Genomic DNA, 15,976 nt, shown 5'->3' on the forward strand with positions numbered 1-15,976 from the left:
CAAACACACTGTTGAGTTCTCAAACAACCGACGCACACCCACAAGACCAGAACCTTTTCCGTTCCAGCCCCGCCGGGGCAACCCCTCAAACTTACTCGGTTCGTTCTGCCCCGTCAAGTCCCGGCCGAAGCCTGAAAGCGATGGTTCGAACGTCCCGTTCCCGAACGAAGGCGCACTCGTCGACCTCGTGAAGAAGGATTCGGGTTGTCCGCCCCGGGCCGGCCACCGGTACCCAGCCTCTCGGCTGTCTCCTCGGTGTCCGTTCTCCCTGTCGGGCGAACGACCAGAACATTACACACACTCTTGGCGGGGTGCCAAATCGCGCTCTGACCTGCGCCGATGCCCGGGGGCCGTGGCCTGGGACGTGGCTGGGGGGAACGCACAGGGCCCGGGAGGAGCTGATGCGCTCCTCCCGGGCCCGGTCACGAACCTGCGGCCACTACTCCGCCTCGGCCACCGCTAGGGTCCGCTTGCCCCGGCGCAGCACCGCGTACCGACCGTGCAGCAGGTCCTCCGGCGCGAGGGCGGCGTCCTCGGAGACCACCTTCGTGTTGTTCACGTACGCGCCGCCCTCCCCGATCGCCCGGCGCGCGGCGGCCTTCGACGCCACCAGGCCCGAGCCGACCAGCGCATCGACCACGAGGTCGCCGGCCTTCGCCGTCGTGCGGGGCAGCTCGGACACCGCGGCGCCGAGGGTGCCGGCGTCGAGCGCCTGCAGGTCCCCCCGACCGAAGAGCGCCTGGCTGGCCGAGATGACGGCGTCCGTCGCTCCCTGCCCGTGCACCAGGGTCGTGAGGTCGCCGGCCAGGGCCCGCTGCGCCTCGCGGGCGAACGGCCGCTCGGCCACCTCCCCCTCCAGCGACTCGATCTCCTCCCGCGAGCGGAAGGTGAACACCTTGAGGTACTTCACGACGTCGGCGTCGGCCGTGTTGAGCCAGAACTGGTAGAAGGCGTACGGGCTCGTCAGCTCCGGGTCCAGCCACACGGCCCCGCCCTCCGACTTGCCCATCTTCGTGCCGTCCGCCTTGGTGATGAGCGGCGAGGTCAGGGCGTGCACCGTCGTGCCGTGCGCCTTGCGGATCAGCTCGACGCCCGACAGCAGGTTCCCCCACTGGTCGTTCCCGCCGAGCTGCAGCGTGCACCCGTGGCGCTCGTACAGCTCCCGGAAGTCCATGCCCTGCAGCACCTGGTAGCTGAACTCGGTGAAGCTGATGCCCTCGTCCGAGCGCAGCCGGCGCGCCACGATGTCCTTCGACAGCATGGTCCCGACCCGGAAGTGCTTGCCGACGTCACGCAGGAAGTCGATCGCCGACATGGACGCGGTCCAGTCGAGGTTGTTGACCATGCGCGCCGCCGCCGGGCCCTCGAAGTCGAGGAACGGCTCGATCTGGGCACGGATGCGGTCGACCCAGCCGGCGACGACGTCGCGCGACTGCATCGAGCGTTCCGTGGTCGGGCGCGGGTCGCCGATGAGGCCCGTGGCCCCGCCGACCAGCGCGAGGGGGCGGTGCCCCGCGAGCTGCAGGCGGCGCATGTTCAACAGCTGGACCATGTGACCGATGTGCAGGCTCTGCGCGGTCGGGTCGAAGCCCGCGTAATAGGTGACGGGTCCCTCGGCCAGCGCAGTGCGCAGCGCGGCCTCGTCGGTGGACTGCGCCACCAGGCCTCGCCAGTGCAGCTCGTCGAGAACGTCGGTCACCGTGTGCTCCTCTTCATCAGGACGCGACCCGGACGGGTCGCTCTCCTAGTGTGCCCGACCGCTACCGCGACCGGCGTCGCGGTCCGGCCGCGCGGTACGGGGACACCGTCGGGTCACCGGCCAGCCACGCCCGCCAGGGGAACAGGTCCGCGCGCCCGCCCTCGCCGCTCACCCCCACCCGGGGACCGGTGGCGACCTCGCGCGCGTCCCGGACCGCCGTCACGGGGACGTGCAGCACGAGGTCACCATCGGGGTCGGTGACGTCCTGACCGTCGTCCTCTCGTGTGACGGCGAGGGCGACCGTCAGCCGCGCGGGGCCGCGTGCCAGGTCGAGATCCGACCGCGTGACGCCCGCCGCGGCCCGCCGCTCGCGCGCGAGGGCGACTCCCTCGACCACCTCGCCCGCCCGCAGCAGCACGGCCGATGCGGCGCCCGGCGGGCTGCACACGACGTTCATGCAGTGGTGCAGGCCCAGGTGCCGGTAGACGTACACCCGCCCGGGCTCGCCGAACATCGTGCGGTTGCGCGCCGTCTCGCCCCTGTAGGCGTGCGACCCCGGGTCGCCCGGGCCGGCGTACGCCTCGACCTCGGTGAGCCGGACGGTGACCCGTCCGTCCGGCGTGCGGCGCGTCAGCAGGGCACCGAGCAGGTCGCGCGCGACGACGTGGACGTCGCGCGCGAACCAGTCGCGGTCCGGCACCCTCGTCGCCGCGGCCGCGGTCACCACGCGCCCGCCCCGGCCGGCGCCCCGGTGACCCGGCCGAGGCCGTCGAGCCGCACGTCGGCGCGTTCCCTCGTCCGCTCGGCCGCGTAGTGCGCACGCTCGTCCGCCATCCACCGCAGCCAGTGGTCGCGCGCGGCGTCGCCGTCGCGGTCCAGCCCGCGCGCCAGCCGCACGTCGTCGGCCGCCTGCACCCACACGCGCAGGGCGGACCAGGGGTCGACCTGACGCGCGGCGGCCCCGCAGCCCTCGACCACCAGGACGGGCGCCGGCTCGACGTCGTGCGGCTCGGCGTACCGTCCCGCCGCCCAGTCGTACCGGCGGTACCTGCCCGGCCGTCCGGCGGCCAAGGGCGCGAGCACCCACTCACCGAACCGGCGGGCACCTCCGTCCGGCCCCGCCTCCCAGCCCTCGTAGAGGTCGTCCAGGTGCACGACCTGGCACGCGAACCGGAGGGCCAGCTGGGTGGCCAGCGTCGTCTTGCCCGACCCTGCCGGCCCGTCGACGCACACCAGGCGGGTGCGCCGCCACGGCTCGAGAGCACCGGCTCCCGGCAGCCTCGGCGCAGCCTGGCCCACCCGGGCGACGAGCAGCTCGAGCACGTCCTGCGGCACCGTCACGCCGCCACCTCCCGACCGGGGCGCGCGAACGCCGCCGGCTGCGCGCCCCGGAGGGGACGCACGGCCGGCGACGGCGGGCGGGTGCTCAGCCCTCCGCCCAGGAGCGATACTCCGCGGACCTGCCCGCGGCCTCCTCGAGCTGCTCCGCGACGCGTGCGGGCGCGGTGCCGCCGACGCCGTCGCGCGAGGCGACCGAACCCTCGACGGTCAGCACGTCCCGGACACCCGGGGTGAGGTGGCGCGAGATCGCGGCCAGCTCCGCGTCCGACAGGTCCCACAGCTCGATCCCGCGCTCCTCGCAGACCCGGACGCACGCGCCCGCGACCTCGTGGGCGACCCGGAACGGGACACGCTCGCGCACCAGCCACTCCGCGATGTCGGTAGCCAGGGAGAAACCCTGGGGCGCGAGCTCGGCGGTCCGGACCGTGTCGAACGTCAGGGTCCGGACCATCCCCGCGAAGGCGGGCAGCAGCACGGTGAGCGTCGCGACCTGGTCGAAGACGGGCTCCTTGTCCTCCTGCAGGTCGCGGTTGTAGGCCAGGGGCAGGCCCTTGAGCGTGGTGAGCAGGCCGGTGAGGTCACCCACGAGCCGGCCCGCCTTGCCGCGGGCCAGCTCGGCGATGTCCGGGTTCTTCTTCTGCGGCATGATGCTCGACCCGGTGGACCACGAGTCGTCCAGGCGCACGAACCCGAACTCCTTCGTGTTCCAGAGGATGATCTCCTCGCTCAGCCGGGACAGGTCGATGCCGACCATCGCCGCGACGAACGCGAACTCCGCCACGACGTCGCGCGCGGCCGTACCGTCGATGGAGTTCTCCACCGGGCCGTCGAAGCCGAGCTCGGCCGCCACGGCGGCCGGGTCCAGCCCCAGCGAGGAGCCCGCGAGCGCCCCCGAGCCGTAGGGCGAGCGCGCCGCGCGCACGTCCCAGTCGAGGAGGCGGTCCACGTCGCGCAGCAGCGGCCACGCGTGCGCGAGGAGCTGGTGCGCCAGGAGCACGGGCTGGGCGTGCTGCAGGTGCGTGCGCCCGGGCATGACGGCGTCTCCGGCCGTCCGCGCCTGCTGCACGAGGGCGTCCACGACGTCGAGCACCAGCCCGACGAGCGTCTTCGCCTGGTCCCGCAGGTAGAGTCGCACGAGCGTGGCGATCTGGTCGTTGCGCGACCGGCCGGCGCGCAGCTTGCCGCCGAGCTCGGCGCCCGCCCGCTCGATGAGGCCGCGCTCGAGCGCGGTGTGCACGTCCTCGTCGCCGAGCACGGGGAGGAAGGCCCCCGACTCGACGTCCGCGAGCAGCACGTCCAGGGCCTCGAGCATGCCTGCCAGCTCGTCGTCGGTCAGGAGGCCCGCGGCGTGCAGCACGCGCGCGTGCGCGCGGGACCCCCGGATGTCGTACGGCGCGAGCACCCAGTCGAAGTGTGTCGACTGGGACAGCGCCTGCAGCTCCGGCGACGGGCCGCCGGCGAACCGGCCGCCCCAGAGCGACACGTTGTCGGACTGGCGCGTCAGGGTGCCGTCCGGCTCCGTGCCGCCCTGCCCCGGCGTGACCTCGGACCCCACGTCAGAACTCCCCGGTGCCGAAGTCCACGCCGTTGCCGAACTTCTCGTCGCGGGCGGCGGCCTGCTTGGCGGCGAGGCCGTAGATCTCGATGAAGCCCTTGGCGTGCGACTGGTCGAACGAGTCGCCCTCGTCGTAGGTGGCGAGGTTGAAGTCGTACAGGCTCGACTCCGAGCGGCGGCCCGTGACCGTGGCCCGGCCGCCGTGCAGCACCATCCGGATCTCGCCGGAGACGTACTTCTGGGTCTCGTCGACGAAGGTGTCGAGGTTCTTCTTCAGCGGCGAGAACCACATGCCGTCGTAGACCAGCTCGGCCCAGCGCTGCTCGACGGTCCGCTTGAAGCGGGCCTGCTCGCGCTCGAGCGTGACGTTCTCCAGCTCCTGGTGCGCGGCGATGAGGGCCATGGCGCCGGGCGCCTCGTAGATCTCGCGGGACTTGATGCCCACGAGGCGGTCCTCGACGATGTCGATGCGGCCCACGCCCTGGGCGCCGGCCCGGCGGTTCATCTCCTGGATCGCCTGCAGCGGGGTGACGGCCACGCCGTCGAGGGCCACCGGCACGCCCTGGTCGAAGGTGATGACGACCTCGTCGGCGACCGGCGGGAACGTCGGGTCGTCGGTGTAGGAGTAGACGTCCTTGGTGGGCTCGTTCCAGATGTCCTCGAGGAAGCCGGTCTCCACGGCGCGGCCCCACACGTTCTGGTCGATCGAGAACGGGTTCTTCTTGGTGGTCGCGATGGGCAGGTCGTTCCGCTCGGCGTACTCGATCGCCTTCTCGCGCGTGAGCGCCAGGTCGCGGACCGGGGCGATGGTCTTGAGGTCGGGCGCGAGGGACGTCGTGGCGACCTCGAAGCGGACCTGGTCGTTGCCCTTGCCGGTGCAGCCGTGCGCGACGGTCGAGGCGCCGAACTGGCGCGCGGCGCGCACGAGGTGCTTGACGATCACGGGGCGCGAGAGGGCCGACACGAGCGGGTACCGGTCCAGGTACAGGCCGTTGGCGCGCAGCGCGGGCATGCAGTACTCGGCGGCGAACTCGTCGCGCGCGTCCGCGACGTACGCCTCGACGGCGCCGCAGTCGAGGGCACGCTTGCGCACGACGTTCATGTCCTCGCCGCCCTGGCCGACGTCGACGGCCACGGCGACGACCTCGGCCCCGGTGGCCTCGGCGATCCAGCCGATGGCGACGGAGGTGTCCAGGCCGCCCGAGTAGGCGAGCACGACGCGATCAGTCATCACAGTTCTCTTTCTGGCGTGGGGTTCGGGTCAAGTCTGGCAGGGGGTGCCCGGTGGCACGAGGCCTCGGGTCAGGGCTCACGGCTGGGTGAGCTCCAGGAAGCGGCGCGCGACCTCGTCGCCGCCGAGCGGGTCGCGGGCGATCACGAGGATGGTGTCGTCGCCCGCGATGGAGCCGAGGACGCCGGGGAAGACCGAGTGGTCGATCGCGGACGCGAGGTAGTTGGCGGCGCCGGGCGGGGTGCGCAGGACCACGAGGTTGCCCGACGCCTCCGCGGACACGAGCAGGTCGTTGCAGAGCCGGGCGAGGCGTGCCGCCACGTACTCGACCTCGCTCTCGCCGATGCCGGCGGCCTGGACGCTGCGGTCGCCGCCCTCGCCCGGCACGGCGTACACGAGCGCGCCCGCGGCGTTGCGCACCTTCTCGGCGCGCAGCTCGATGAGGTCGCGCGACAGCGTGCCCTGGGTGACGCTCACCCCGGCGTCGGAGAGCTCGCGAGCCAGCTCCGCCTGGGAGTGGATCGCCGTGCGGCGCACGATCTCGACGATCCGCGCGTGCCGTGCTGCCTTCGTCGTGGGACCCGCCGTGGCCGGCGCGCCGTCGGGGGCGGTCACCGGTGCTCCAGCAACCAGGTGAGCAGCGCCTTCTGCGCGTGCAGCCGGTTCTCGGCCTCGTCCCAGACCACCGAGGCTGGCCCGTCGAGCACGGAGGCCGTGACCTCCTTGCCGCGGTAGGCGGGCAGGCAGTGCAGGAAGATCGCGTCCTCGGCCGCGGCCGCCATCAGCTCGTCGTCGACGGCGTAGCCGGCGAGGTCGGCGAGCCGGTCGGCGGCCTCGTCCTCGTCGCCCATCGACACCCACGTGTCGGCGGCCACGACGTCGGCCCCCGCGACGGCGGCGCGCACGTCGGTCGTCACGGTCACGGAGCCGCCGGTCGTGGCGGCGATCTCCTCGGCGCGGGTCACGACGTCCTCGGGCGGGAGGTAGCCGTCCGGCCCTGCGACGGCGACGTGCAGGCCGGCGGTGACGCCGCCGAGCAGGTAGGAGGCCGCCATGTTGTTGGCCGCGTCGCCGACGTACGCGAGCCGCTGACCGGCGAGCGCGCCGATGCCCCCGCGGTGCTGGGCCACCGTGAGCAGGTCCGCGAGGATCTGGCAGGGGTGGAAGTCGTCCGTGAGGGCGTTGACCACGGGCACCCGCGAGACGGCCGCCATCTCCTCGATCCGGTCCTGGCCGAACGTGCGCCACACGATGGCCGAGACCTGGCGGTCCAGGACGCGGGTGACGTCGGCGACGGACTCGCGCACGCCCACCTGGGCGAGGCGGCCGTCGACGATCACCGGGAAGCCCCCCAGCTCGGCGACCCCCGTCGAGAACGAGACCTGGGTGCGCAGGGTCGGCTTGTCGAACAGCACGGCGACACCCTGCGGACCGGCGAGCGGCGCGCGGACGAACCGGTCCTCCCGGAACGCCATGCCGAGCTCGAGCACCTCCCGCTGCTCGTCGGGTGCGAGGTCGTCGTCGCGCAGGAAGTGGCGGGGCATCAGTGCTCCCTTTCAACGGGCAGGCCACCGGGCGTGGCGGAAGGTGTGGTGTCGGGGACGTCGACCGCGGCGAAGAACCGGGCGGCGTCGCGGGCCTGGTCGGCGGTGAGGACGAGGGGCGGTGCGAGGCGGATCGCGTCGGGGGCGACGGCGTTCACGACGAACCCGGCGTCGAGCGCCGCCGCCGCGACCTCGCCGGCGACCGGGCGAGCGAGCTGGACGGCGAGCAGGAGGCCGCGGCCGCGCACGCCGGCGACGAGCGGGTTGCCCGCCGCCTCGATCTCGGTGCGCAGCAGGTCACCGACGCGGCGGACGTTCTCCAGCAGCCCGTCGCGCTCGATCACGCCGAGCGTCGCGAGCCCTGCGGCGGCCGCCACGGGGTTGCCGCCGAACGTCGTGCCGTGCTGGCCACGGCCGAGCAGCGTCGCGGCGCGCTCGCCGTAGGCGATCGCCGCGCCCACCGGGAAGCCGCCGCCGAGCCCCTTGGCCACCGTGACGACGTCGGGCACGACGCCGCCGCCGATCTCGGCCTGCTGGTAGGCGAACCACGAGCCGGTCCGCCCGACGCCGGTCTGCACCTCGTCGAGGACGAGCAGCGCGTCCGCCTCGCTCGTGAGCCGGCGCGCGTGCGCGAGGTACCCCGGCGGCAGGGGCCGCACACCGGCCTCGCCCTGCAGGGGCTCGACCACGAGAGCCGCCACGCCGCCCCGCTCGGCCACCGCGGCCGGGGAGAACGCCTCGTCGAGGGCGGCCGTGTCGCCGAACGGGAGGTGCTCGACCCCGCCGGGCAGCGGCTCGAACGGCTCGCGGTACGCGGCCTTGGCGGTGAGCGCGAGCGCGCCCATCGAGCGGCCGTGGAAGCCGCCCTCGAGTGCCAGGACCCGCGTGCGGCTGCCGTCCTCGCCACGGTTGCGGCGCGCCATCTTGAACGCGGCCTCGACCGCCTCGGTGCCCGAGTTCGTGAAGAACACGCGCGATCCGGCGGGGGCCTCCGCGAGGTGCAGGAGCCGCTCGGCCAGGGAGATCTGCGTGGGCGTGGCGAAGAAGTTCGACACGTGCCCGAGGGTGCCCAGCTGCGCGCTCACCGCCGCGGTGAGGGTGGGGTGCGCGTGGCCGAGGGCGTTGACCGCGATCCCGGCGAGCAGGTCGAGGTAGCGTCGCCCGTCGGCGTCCCAGACGTAGGCGCCCTCGCCACGGACCAGCACACGCTGGGGCGGGCCGAAGGTGTCCATCACCGCGTGGGTGTACCGGCCGGTCCACGCGGCGTTCGAGGCCTCGGCCAGAGCGCCGCCGCTCACGGACTCCAGGGGTGCCACGGTGGTCGCAGGGTCGCTCATGCGCCCGCCTCCTTGCTGTTCGGGACGGCCGCGACGGTGCCGGTGGCCGAGGGCGCCGCGCCCGGCACCACCATGGTCCCGTTGCCGCGGGTGGTGAAGACCTCCAGGAGCACGGAGTGCGGCTGCCGCCCGTCGATGACGGTGGCACGCGGCACGCCGCCCTGCACGGCCCGCAGGCATGCCTCCATCTTGGGCACCATGCCGGCGGTGAGGCTCGGCAGCAGCGCGGCGAGCTCCGGCGCCGCGATCTCCTCGACGAGCGAGTCCTTGTCGGGCCACGAGGTGTACAGGCCTTCGACGTCGGTGAGGACGATGAGCTTCGAGGCGCCGAGCGCGACGGCGAGCGCCGCGGCCGCCGTGTCGGCGTTCACGTTCAGCACCTGGGTGGGGTCGTCCACGTCGGGCGCGACCGTCGACACGACCGGGATGCGGCCGGCGTCGAGCAGGTCCTGCACGGCGGACGGATGGACCTCGACGACGTCGCCGACGAGGCCCACGTCCACCGGCTCCCCGTCGACGACCGCGTGCCGGCGCACCGCGCCGAACAGGCCGCCGTCCTCGCCCGAGAGCCCGACGGCGTGGGGTCCGTGCGCGTTGATGAGGCCCACGAGCTCGCGCGACACCTGGCCCGTGAGGACCATGCGCACCACCTCCATGGCCTCCGGGGTCGTGACACGCAGCCCGCCGCGGAACTCGCTGTGGATGTCGAGGCGCTCCAGCATCGCGTTGATCTGCGGTCCCCCGCCGTGCACCACCACCGGGCGCAGCCCGACCTGGCGCAGGAAGACCATGTCCTGGGCGAACGCGGCCTTGAGCTCGTCGTCGACCATGGCGTTCCCGCCGTACTTGACGACGACGAGCGCGTCCGCGAACTCCTGGAGCCACGGCAGCGCCTCGAGGAGTACCTCGGCCTTCTGCTCGGGTGCGAGCCCGTTCACCACGTCGCTGCTCATGAGCTGTACGCGCTGTTCTCGTGGACGTAGTCGTGCGTCAGGTCGTTGGTCCACACGGTCGCGGAAGCGTCGCCGGCGTGGAGGTCGACCACGACGGTGACCTCCCGGGACGACGCGAGGTCGACGAGCTCGCGCGGCTCCCCCACGCCCTGCGCCCGGCACACCTGCACCCCGTTGACCGTCACGTCGAGCGACAGGGGGTCGAACGGTGCGACGTCCTCGGGCACCGTGCCGACGGCGGCCACGATGCGCCCCCAGTTGGGGTCGTTGCCGAAGATCGCCGCCTTGAACAGGTTGGAGCGGGTCACGGCGCGGGCGACCGTCACCGCTGCCTCCTCGGTCGTGGCGCCAGTGACGGTGACGGCCACGTCGTGGCTGGCCCCCTCGGCGTCGGCCACCAGCTGGCGCGCCAGCGAGGCCGTGACCTCGGTGACCGCGTGGGTCAGGTCCTCGAGCCCGACCTCGACGCCGGACGCGCCGCTGGCGAGCAGGATCACCGTGTCGTTGGTCGACATGCACCCGTCGGAGTCGACGCGGTCGAACGTCGCGGCCGTGGCGGCGCGCAGGGCGGCGTCGGCCGTGGCGGCGTCGACGACGGCGTCCGTGGTGACCACGGAGAGCATCGTCGCGAGGCCGGGGGCGAGCATGCCGGCGCCCTTCGCCATCCCGCCCACGCGCCAGCCGTCCCGTTCTGCGAGGGCCTGCTTGGACACGGTGTCGGTGGTGCGGATCGCGTCGGCCGCGGCGTCTCCGCCGTCGGCCGCGAGCGCCGCCGCTGCCGCGTCGACGCCGCCGAGCAGGGCGTCGAGGTCGAGGCGCACGCCGATGAGGCCGGTGCTGCACACGAGCACGTCGCCCGCGCCGACCTCGTCCCGGGGGTCCGCGGCGCCGGCCGAGAGCACGGCGGCGACGTGCTCCGCCGTGCGGTGCGTGTCGCCGAACCCCTCGGGCCCGGTGCACGCATTCGCGCCGCCCGCGTTCAGGACGACGGCGCGCGCGGCGCCGTCGGACACGGCCTGCCGGGTCCACACCACGGGAGCGGCCTGCACGCGGTTGGTCGTCAGCACCGCCGCGGCCGTGCGTCGGGGACCGTCGTTGACGACGAGCGCGACGTCGCGCGCCCCCGTCGACTTGAGGCCGGCGGCGACGCCGGCGGCACGGAACCCGGCCGGTGCGGTGATGGTCACGGTGCGACTCCTTCGGTGACGAGGCCTGCCGTCTCCGGCAGACCGAGGGCGAGATTCATGGCCTGGACCGCCTGGCCGGCGGTGCCCTTGACCAGGTTGTCGACGGCGGTGACCGTCACGACGCGGCCGGCGGCCTCGTCGAGGGCGACCTGCACGAGCGCGGTGTTGGCACCGAGGGTGGCGGCGGTGGTGGGCCACTGTCCCTCGGGCAGCAGCTCGACGAAGGGCTCGTCCGCGTACGCGTCGGCCCAGGCCGCGCGCACGTCGGCGGCGGTGGCACCCTCGTGGCCGGGCGCGAGCCGGGCCGTGACGGTCGCGAGGATGCCCCGGGACATCGGGACGAGGACGGGCGTGAAGCTGATCGACACCTCGTCCGCCCCCGCGACGCGCAGGTTCTGGGTGATCTCGGGGATGTGGCGGTGGGTGCCCCCCACCGCGTACGGGGCGGCGGAGCCGAGTCCCTCGGCGGCGAGCAGGTGCGGCTTGAGGGACTTCCCGGCCCCCGAGTACCCGTTGGCGAGCACGGCGACGACGTCGACCGGGCTCACCAGGCCGGCGGCCACGCCGGGCTGGAGCCCGAGCGTGACGGCCGTGACGTTGCAGCCGGGCACGGCGACGCGTCGTGCGCCGGCCAGGCGGTCGCGCTGGGTGCCGGTGACCGTCCCCGGACCGTCGGCGTGCAGCAGCTCGGGCAGCCCGTAGGGCCAGGTGCCCGCGTGGGCCGAGCCGTAGAACTGCTCCCAGTCGGCGGCCGAGGCGAGGCGGTGGTCGGCGCCCAGGTCGAGGACGAGCACGTCGTCCGGGAGCTGGGCGGCGATCTCGCCGGACGCCCCGTGCGGGAGGCCGAGGACGACGACGTCGTGGCCGGCGAGCGCCTCGGGTGTGGTCGGCTCCAGCACGCGGTGCGCGAGCGAGCGCAGGTGCGGCTGCAGCGCGCCGAGCCGCGCCCCCGCGTTCGAGTGCGCCGTGAGCGTGCCGACCTCCAGCGCGGGGTGGCGTGCCGCCAGGCGCAGGAACTCGCCCCCGGCATACCCGGAGGCACCGGCGACGGCGACACGGAACGTGCGCGACTCAGTGCTGACCATATGCAGCACTATACATACCTATGCATGCCGCCAGGGACGCTCGCCCACACTGCGGCCGCGTCGTCAGTCGACCAGCGGCAGGTACATCACGTGCAGCCCGACGTAGCCGTGGGCGGGGCTGCGGAAGGCACCGGGGACGGTGCCGACGACCTCGAACCCCAGCGAGCGCCACAGGCGCACGGCGACCTCGTTCGACTCCACGACCGCGTTGAACTGGATCCCGCGGAACCCCTGCTCCCGGTGCCAGGCGACCACGTGCTCACCGAGCGCCCTGCCTACCCCGAGGCCTCGCGCGGCGGGCGACACCATGAAGGACGCCGTGCCCACGTGGTCGCCGTGGCCGGGGCGGTTCGGCCCCATCTTGGCCGTGCCCAGCACCGTGCCGTCCGCGCCCTGCGCGACCACGGTCGCGCCCGGCGGCCGCTCCATCCACAGCTCGCGACCCTGCGCGCTCGTGAGGTCCGGCGGGTAGACGTACGTCTCGCCCTCGCGGACGACGCCCTCGACGATCGGCCACAGGGCGGCCCAGTCGTCGTCGGTCGCAGGGCGGATGGTGAAGGTGGCAGAGGTGTCTCGGGTCACAGGCGAAGCATAGGGTCGAGGTCGTGACCTCCACCCAGACCATTCTCGAGCTCACGGACTGGCGACGCCGGGTCGCCCAGCTGTACGCGGCCGTGCGCGCCGAGCCGGACCCGGCCCACGGTCACGGGCTGTGGCGCACCGGGCGCGACACCCTGTTCCGCACCCACCCGCAGAGCCCGCTCCCTGCGGGCGACCCGCTGCGTTCGACGGGCCTGCCATGCTGGCCCTACGACCCTTCGCTCCGGTTCGAGCTGCCGCTGCAGGCGGCCGAGCCGGCCACCCTCGCCGTCGACACCGGCGCGGACGGGACCACCACGATGGAGCGGGTCGGCGTTCTGGAGCTGCCGGGCCTCGGCACGCTCGACGCCTGGTGGCTGGCCCAGTACGGCGGCGGGCTGTTCGTCCCGCTGCGCGACGGCACCGCCGGCTCCGGGTCGTACGGCGGCGGCCGCTACCTGCTCGACACCGTCAAGGGCGCCGACCTCGGCGGCGCGGACGGCCGCGTCGTCGTGGACCTGAACTTCGCCTACCACCCCTCGTGCCGCTACGACCCTGCATGGACCTGCCCGCTCGCGCCGGCCGGCAACCGCCTGGACGCACCGGTGCGCGCCGGGGAGCGGATGCCCTGACCCCTGCCGCCGGGCTGACGCTCGACGGTCGTGCGTAGGCTCGGAGACATGCACGCAGTCATGGCCCGCGCGGCGGGTGGTCCCGAGGTCCTGGAGTACGTCGAGCAGCCCGACCCGTCGCCCGGCCCCGGCGAGCTCCTCGTCCGCGTGGCGGCCGCCGGCGTCAACTTCATCGACACCTACCGACGCGGCGGCGTCTACCCGATGGACTACCCGCACGTCGTGGGGGTCGAGGGGGCGGGCACCGTCGAGGCGCTCGGCGACGGCGTCGAGAACTTCGTGGTCGGCGACCGGGTGGCCTGGAACGAGGCCCCCGGCTCCTATGCCGAGCTCGCCGTCGTCCCCGCGACGAACGCCGTGGCCGTGCCCACGGGTCTCGACCTCGTGCCGGCCGCGGCCCTCCCGCTCCAGGGCATGACCGCGCACTATCTGGTCGCGTCCACCTTCGAGGTCGGCCCGGGTCACGACGTGCTGCTCACCGCCGGCGCCGGCGGCGTCGGGCTGCTCGCCACCCAGCTCGCGACGGCCCGCGGCGGCCGTGTCATCACCACGGTCTCCTCGCCCGAGAAGGCCGCCCTGTCGTCCGCGGCCGGGGCCGCGCACACCGTGGACTACGCGGCCATGGACGACATCGCCACCGAGCTGCCCGCCGTCGTGCGCGACCTCACCGACGACCGTGGCGTGCACGTGGTCTACGACGGCGTGGGCCGAGCGACGTTCGACGCCTCGCTCGCGTCGTTGCGGCCCCGCGGCACCCTGGTGCTGTTCGGCGGCGCGTCCGGCCAGGTGCCGCCGTTCGACCCGCAGCGCCTCAACAGCGGCGGATCCCTGTACCTCACCCGGCCGACGCTGGCGCACTACACGCTCACCCGCGCCGAGCTGGAGTGGCGCGCGTCCGAGGTGCTCGGCGCCGCCGCGTCGGGCGACCTGGACGTCCGCGTGGGTGCGACGTTCGCCCTCGCCGACGCCGAGCAGGCCCACCGCGCCCTCGAAGGGCGAGCCACGACGGGCAAGGTGCTCCTGGTCCCCTAGCAGGATCTCGGGCGCGACCTACCCCGGCCTGGTGCCCGCCCTCGTCTCGCACTAGTATCTCGACATCAAGAGACTTGACGTCGAGAGGATTCGCCGTGGCCGACTGGTCCCCCACCGCCTACCTGCGCTACACCGACGAGCGCTCCCGCCCGTACGGCGAGCTCCTCGCCCGCGTGCAGCGCGAACCGGCGAGCATCGTGGACCTCGGCTGCGGCCCCGGCCACCTCACCCCCGTGCTGCGCGGACGATGGCCGGACGCCTCGTTCGTCGGGCTCGACTCCTCCCCCGCGATGATCGAGCGCGCCCGGACGGCGGACCCGGACGGCCGCTACGAGCTCGGCGACGTGCGCGACCACGCCGCCGGCCGAGGTCCGTCACCCGAGGCGGACCTCGTCATCAGCAACGCCACCCTCCAGTGGGTGCCGGGGCACCGTGACCTGCTCCCGGCGCTCGCCGCCACAGCACGTCAGACGTTCGCGTTCTCCGTGCCCGGGAACCACGACGCGCCCAGCCACCGGCTGCTGCGGGAGGTCGCGGCGCGCGCCCCCTACGCCGCCGCCGTCGGGCAGGTGGAGCGACGAGCCGTCGCCGACCCCGCCGAGTACCTGGAGATCCTCGCCGCCCCCGGCTGGTCCGTCGACGCGTGGGAGACCACCTACACGCACGTGCTCGGCGGCGAGGACCCCGTCCTGCGCTGGATCTCCGCGACGGGCGCACAGCCGGTGCTGCACGCCCTGGACGCCCACGACGCCGCGCACGGCACGTCCCTGCGCGCACGGTTCGACGCCGAGCTCGGAGCAGAGCTGCGCGGCGCCTACCCGCGACGTCCGTTCGGCACGCCCTTGGAGTTCCGCCGGGTGTTCGCGGTCGCGACACGGACAGCCTGACGACGACCCCGGCCGCCGGTCGTAGGCTCAGGCCGTGACCGACACCACCCACCCGATCCGCATCGGGGTCCAGCTCCAGCCGCAGCACGCCGACTACCCGCAGATCCGCGACGCCGTCCGGCGCGCGGAGGACGCCGGGGTCGACGTGATCTTCAACTGGGACCACTTCTTCCCTCTGTCCGGCGACGCCGACGGCAAGCACTTCGAGTGCTGGACCATGCTCGGCGCGTGGGCCGAGCAGACCGAGCGCGTGCAGATCGGCGCGCTCGTCACCTGCAACTCGTACCGCAACCCCGAGCTGCTCGCGGACATGGCCCGCACCGTCGACCACATCAGCGGCGGCCGGCTGATCCTCGGCATCGGCGCGGGCTGGTTCGCCAAGGACTACGAGCAGTTCGGCTACGACTTCGGCACCGCGGGCTCGCGCATCGCCGAGCTGGGCGAGGCCCTGCCCCGCATCAAGGCACGGCTCGCCGCCGGCAACCCCGCGCCGACCCGCGAGATCCCGGTCCTGATCGGCGGCGGGGGCGAGAAGAAGACCCTGCGCCTGGTGGCGGAGCACGCCGACGTGTGGCACTCCTTCGGCGACGTCGACACCCTGGCCCGCAAGTCCGCGATCCTCGACGAGCACGGCGCGGCCGTCGGGCGCGACACCGCGACCCTCGTGGAGCGCTCCGTGGGCGTGTCGGCCCCGCCCGAAGAGGTCGGGCAGGACCTGCTCGACGCCGGGGCGACGCTCTTCACCATCGGGTCGAGCGGCCCCGACTACGACCTGTCCCTCGTCGAGCAGTGGGTGCGCTGGCGCGACGAGCGCCGGTGAACCCCCGGCCGGGGTGCCACGGTCAGCGACCGGTGAGCACCTCGGTCAGCGGGTCGTCGTCCGCCGCCGGCTGCACCCGCAGCCGGCGCGCGGC

At 74.0% G+C, this 15,976-nt stretch carries 16 protein-coding genes; 4 read left to right on the forward strand and 12 right to left on the reverse strand.

What is annotated here, in order from left to right; translation table 11 throughout:
- Nucleotides 1–439: 439 nt before the first annotated feature.
- The 12 genes from tyrS to ACFT55_RS12300 all read right to left on the reverse strand — a co-directional run bounded on the left by tyrS (nucleotide 440) and on the right by ACFT55_RS12300 (nucleotide 12,514).
- Complete coding sequence (tyrS, locus tag ACFT55_RS12245) at nucleotides 440–1,699, reverse strand: tyrosine--tRNA ligase (protein ID WP_380244112.1); 1,260 nt, start codon at nucleotides 1,697–1,699, stop codon at nucleotides 440–442.
- Between the two features lie 61 nt (nucleotides 1,700–1,760).
- On the reverse strand, nucleotides 1,761–2,426 hold the full coding sequence (locus tag ACFT55_RS12250) for a DNA-3-methyladenine glycosylase (protein ID WP_380244113.1): 666 nt from the start codon (nucleotides 2,424–2,426) through the stop codon (nucleotides 1,761–1,763).
- Nucleotides 2,420–3,040 (reverse strand): uridine kinase, encoded by a 621-nt coding sequence (locus ACFT55_RS12255; protein WP_380244114.1) that lies wholly within the window; start codon nucleotides 3,038–3,040, stop codon nucleotides 2,420–2,422. The genes ACFT55_RS12250 and ACFT55_RS12255 overlap by 7 nt, the downstream gene beginning before the upstream one ends.
- A gap of 85 nt (nucleotides 3,041–3,125) precedes the next feature.
- Nucleotides 3,126–4,544 carry an argininosuccinate lyase gene (gene argH, locus ACFT55_RS12260; protein WP_380244127.1) on the reverse strand — a complete coding sequence of 473 codons (1,419 nt, stop codon included), beginning with the start codon at nucleotides 4,542–4,544 and terminating at the stop codon, nucleotides 3,126–3,128.
- A 52-nt stretch (nucleotides 4,545–4,596) separates the two neighbouring features.
- Nucleotides 4,597–5,826, reverse strand: coding sequence for an argininosuccinate synthase (locus ACFT55_RS12265; RefSeq protein ID WP_380244115.1), 1,230 nt, complete (start codon nucleotides 5,824–5,826; stop codon nucleotides 4,597–4,599).
- Between the two features lie 78 nt (nucleotides 5,827–5,904).
- The gene (locus ACFT55_RS12270) at nucleotides 5,905–6,441 is read right to left on the reverse strand and encodes an arginine repressor (RefSeq protein ID WP_380244116.1); all 537 of its coding nucleotides are present in this window, start codon (nucleotides 6,439–6,441) and stop codon (nucleotides 5,905–5,907) included.
- A complete protein-coding gene (gene argF / locus ACFT55_RS12275) occupies nucleotides 6,438–7,370 on the reverse strand; it encodes an ornithine carbamoyltransferase (protein WP_380244117.1) in 933 nt (310 codons plus the stop codon). The genes ACFT55_RS12270 and argF overlap by 4 nt, the downstream gene beginning before the upstream one ends.
- Entirely contained in the window at nucleotides 7,370–8,707 is a 1,338-nt protein-coding gene (locus tag ACFT55_RS12280) for an acetylornithine transaminase (RefSeq protein WP_380244118.1), read from the reverse strand. The genes argF and ACFT55_RS12280 overlap by 1 nt, the downstream gene beginning before the upstream one ends.
- Nucleotides 8,704–9,660 carry an acetylglutamate kinase gene (argB, locus tag ACFT55_RS12285; RefSeq protein ID WP_380244119.1) on the reverse strand — a complete coding sequence of 319 codons (957 nt, stop codon included), beginning with the start codon at nucleotides 9,658–9,660 and terminating at the stop codon, nucleotides 8,704–8,706. Before argB ends, ACFT55_RS12280 begins: the two co-directional genes overlap by 4 nt.
- Nucleotides 9,657–10,847 (reverse strand): bifunctional glutamate N-acetyltransferase/amino-acid acetyltransferase ArgJ, encoded by a 1,191-nt coding sequence (gene argJ, locus ACFT55_RS12290; protein WP_380244120.1) that lies wholly within the window; start codon nucleotides 10,845–10,847, stop codon nucleotides 9,657–9,659. The genes argB and argJ overlap by 4 nt, the downstream gene beginning before the upstream one ends.
- Nucleotides 10,844–11,932, reverse strand: a complete 1,089-nt coding sequence (gene argC / locus ACFT55_RS12295) for an N-acetyl-gamma-glutamyl-phosphate reductase (RefSeq protein ID WP_380244121.1) — start codon at nucleotides 11,930–11,932, stop codon at nucleotides 10,844–10,846. Before argC ends, argJ begins: the two co-directional genes overlap by 4 nt.
- 63 nt (nucleotides 11,933–11,995) lie before the next feature.
- On the reverse strand, nucleotides 11,996–12,514 hold the full coding sequence (locus tag ACFT55_RS12300; protein WP_380244122.1) for a GNAT family N-acetyltransferase: 519 nt from the start codon (nucleotides 12,512–12,514) through the stop codon (nucleotides 11,996–11,998).
- A 23-nt stretch (nucleotides 12,515–12,537) separates the two neighbouring features.
- Between ACFT55_RS12300 and ACFT55_RS12305 the strand changes: the two genes are divergently transcribed.
- From ACFT55_RS12305 to ACFT55_RS12320, 4 genes are all read left to right on the forward strand, one after another.
- Complete coding sequence (locus tag ACFT55_RS12305; protein WP_380244123.1) at nucleotides 12,538–13,143, forward strand: DUF1684 domain-containing protein; 606 nt, start codon at nucleotides 12,538–12,540, stop codon at nucleotides 13,141–13,143.
- Between the two features lie 48 nt (nucleotides 13,144–13,191).
- Nucleotides 13,192–14,175, forward strand: coding sequence for a quinone oxidoreductase family protein (locus ACFT55_RS12310; RefSeq protein WP_380244124.1), 984 nt, complete (start codon nucleotides 13,192–13,194; stop codon nucleotides 14,173–14,175).
- 95 nt (nucleotides 14,176–14,270) lie between these two features.
- Nucleotides 14,271–15,062, forward strand: coding sequence for a methyltransferase domain-containing protein (locus tag ACFT55_RS12315; protein WP_380244125.1), 792 nt, complete (start codon nucleotides 14,271–14,273; stop codon nucleotides 15,060–15,062).
- A 34-nt stretch (nucleotides 15,063–15,096) separates the two neighbouring features.
- Entirely contained in the window at nucleotides 15,097–15,882 is a 786-nt protein-coding gene (locus ACFT55_RS12320; RefSeq protein ID WP_380244126.1) for an LLM class F420-dependent oxidoreductase, read from the forward strand.
- Nucleotides 15,883–15,976: the final 94 nt, after the last annotated feature.

It is taken from the genome of Isoptericola sp. NPDC057191 (genome assembly GCF_042670225.1).
Taxonomy (GTDB): Bacteria; Actinomycetota; Actinomycetes; order Actinomycetales; family Cellulomonadaceae; genus Isoptericola.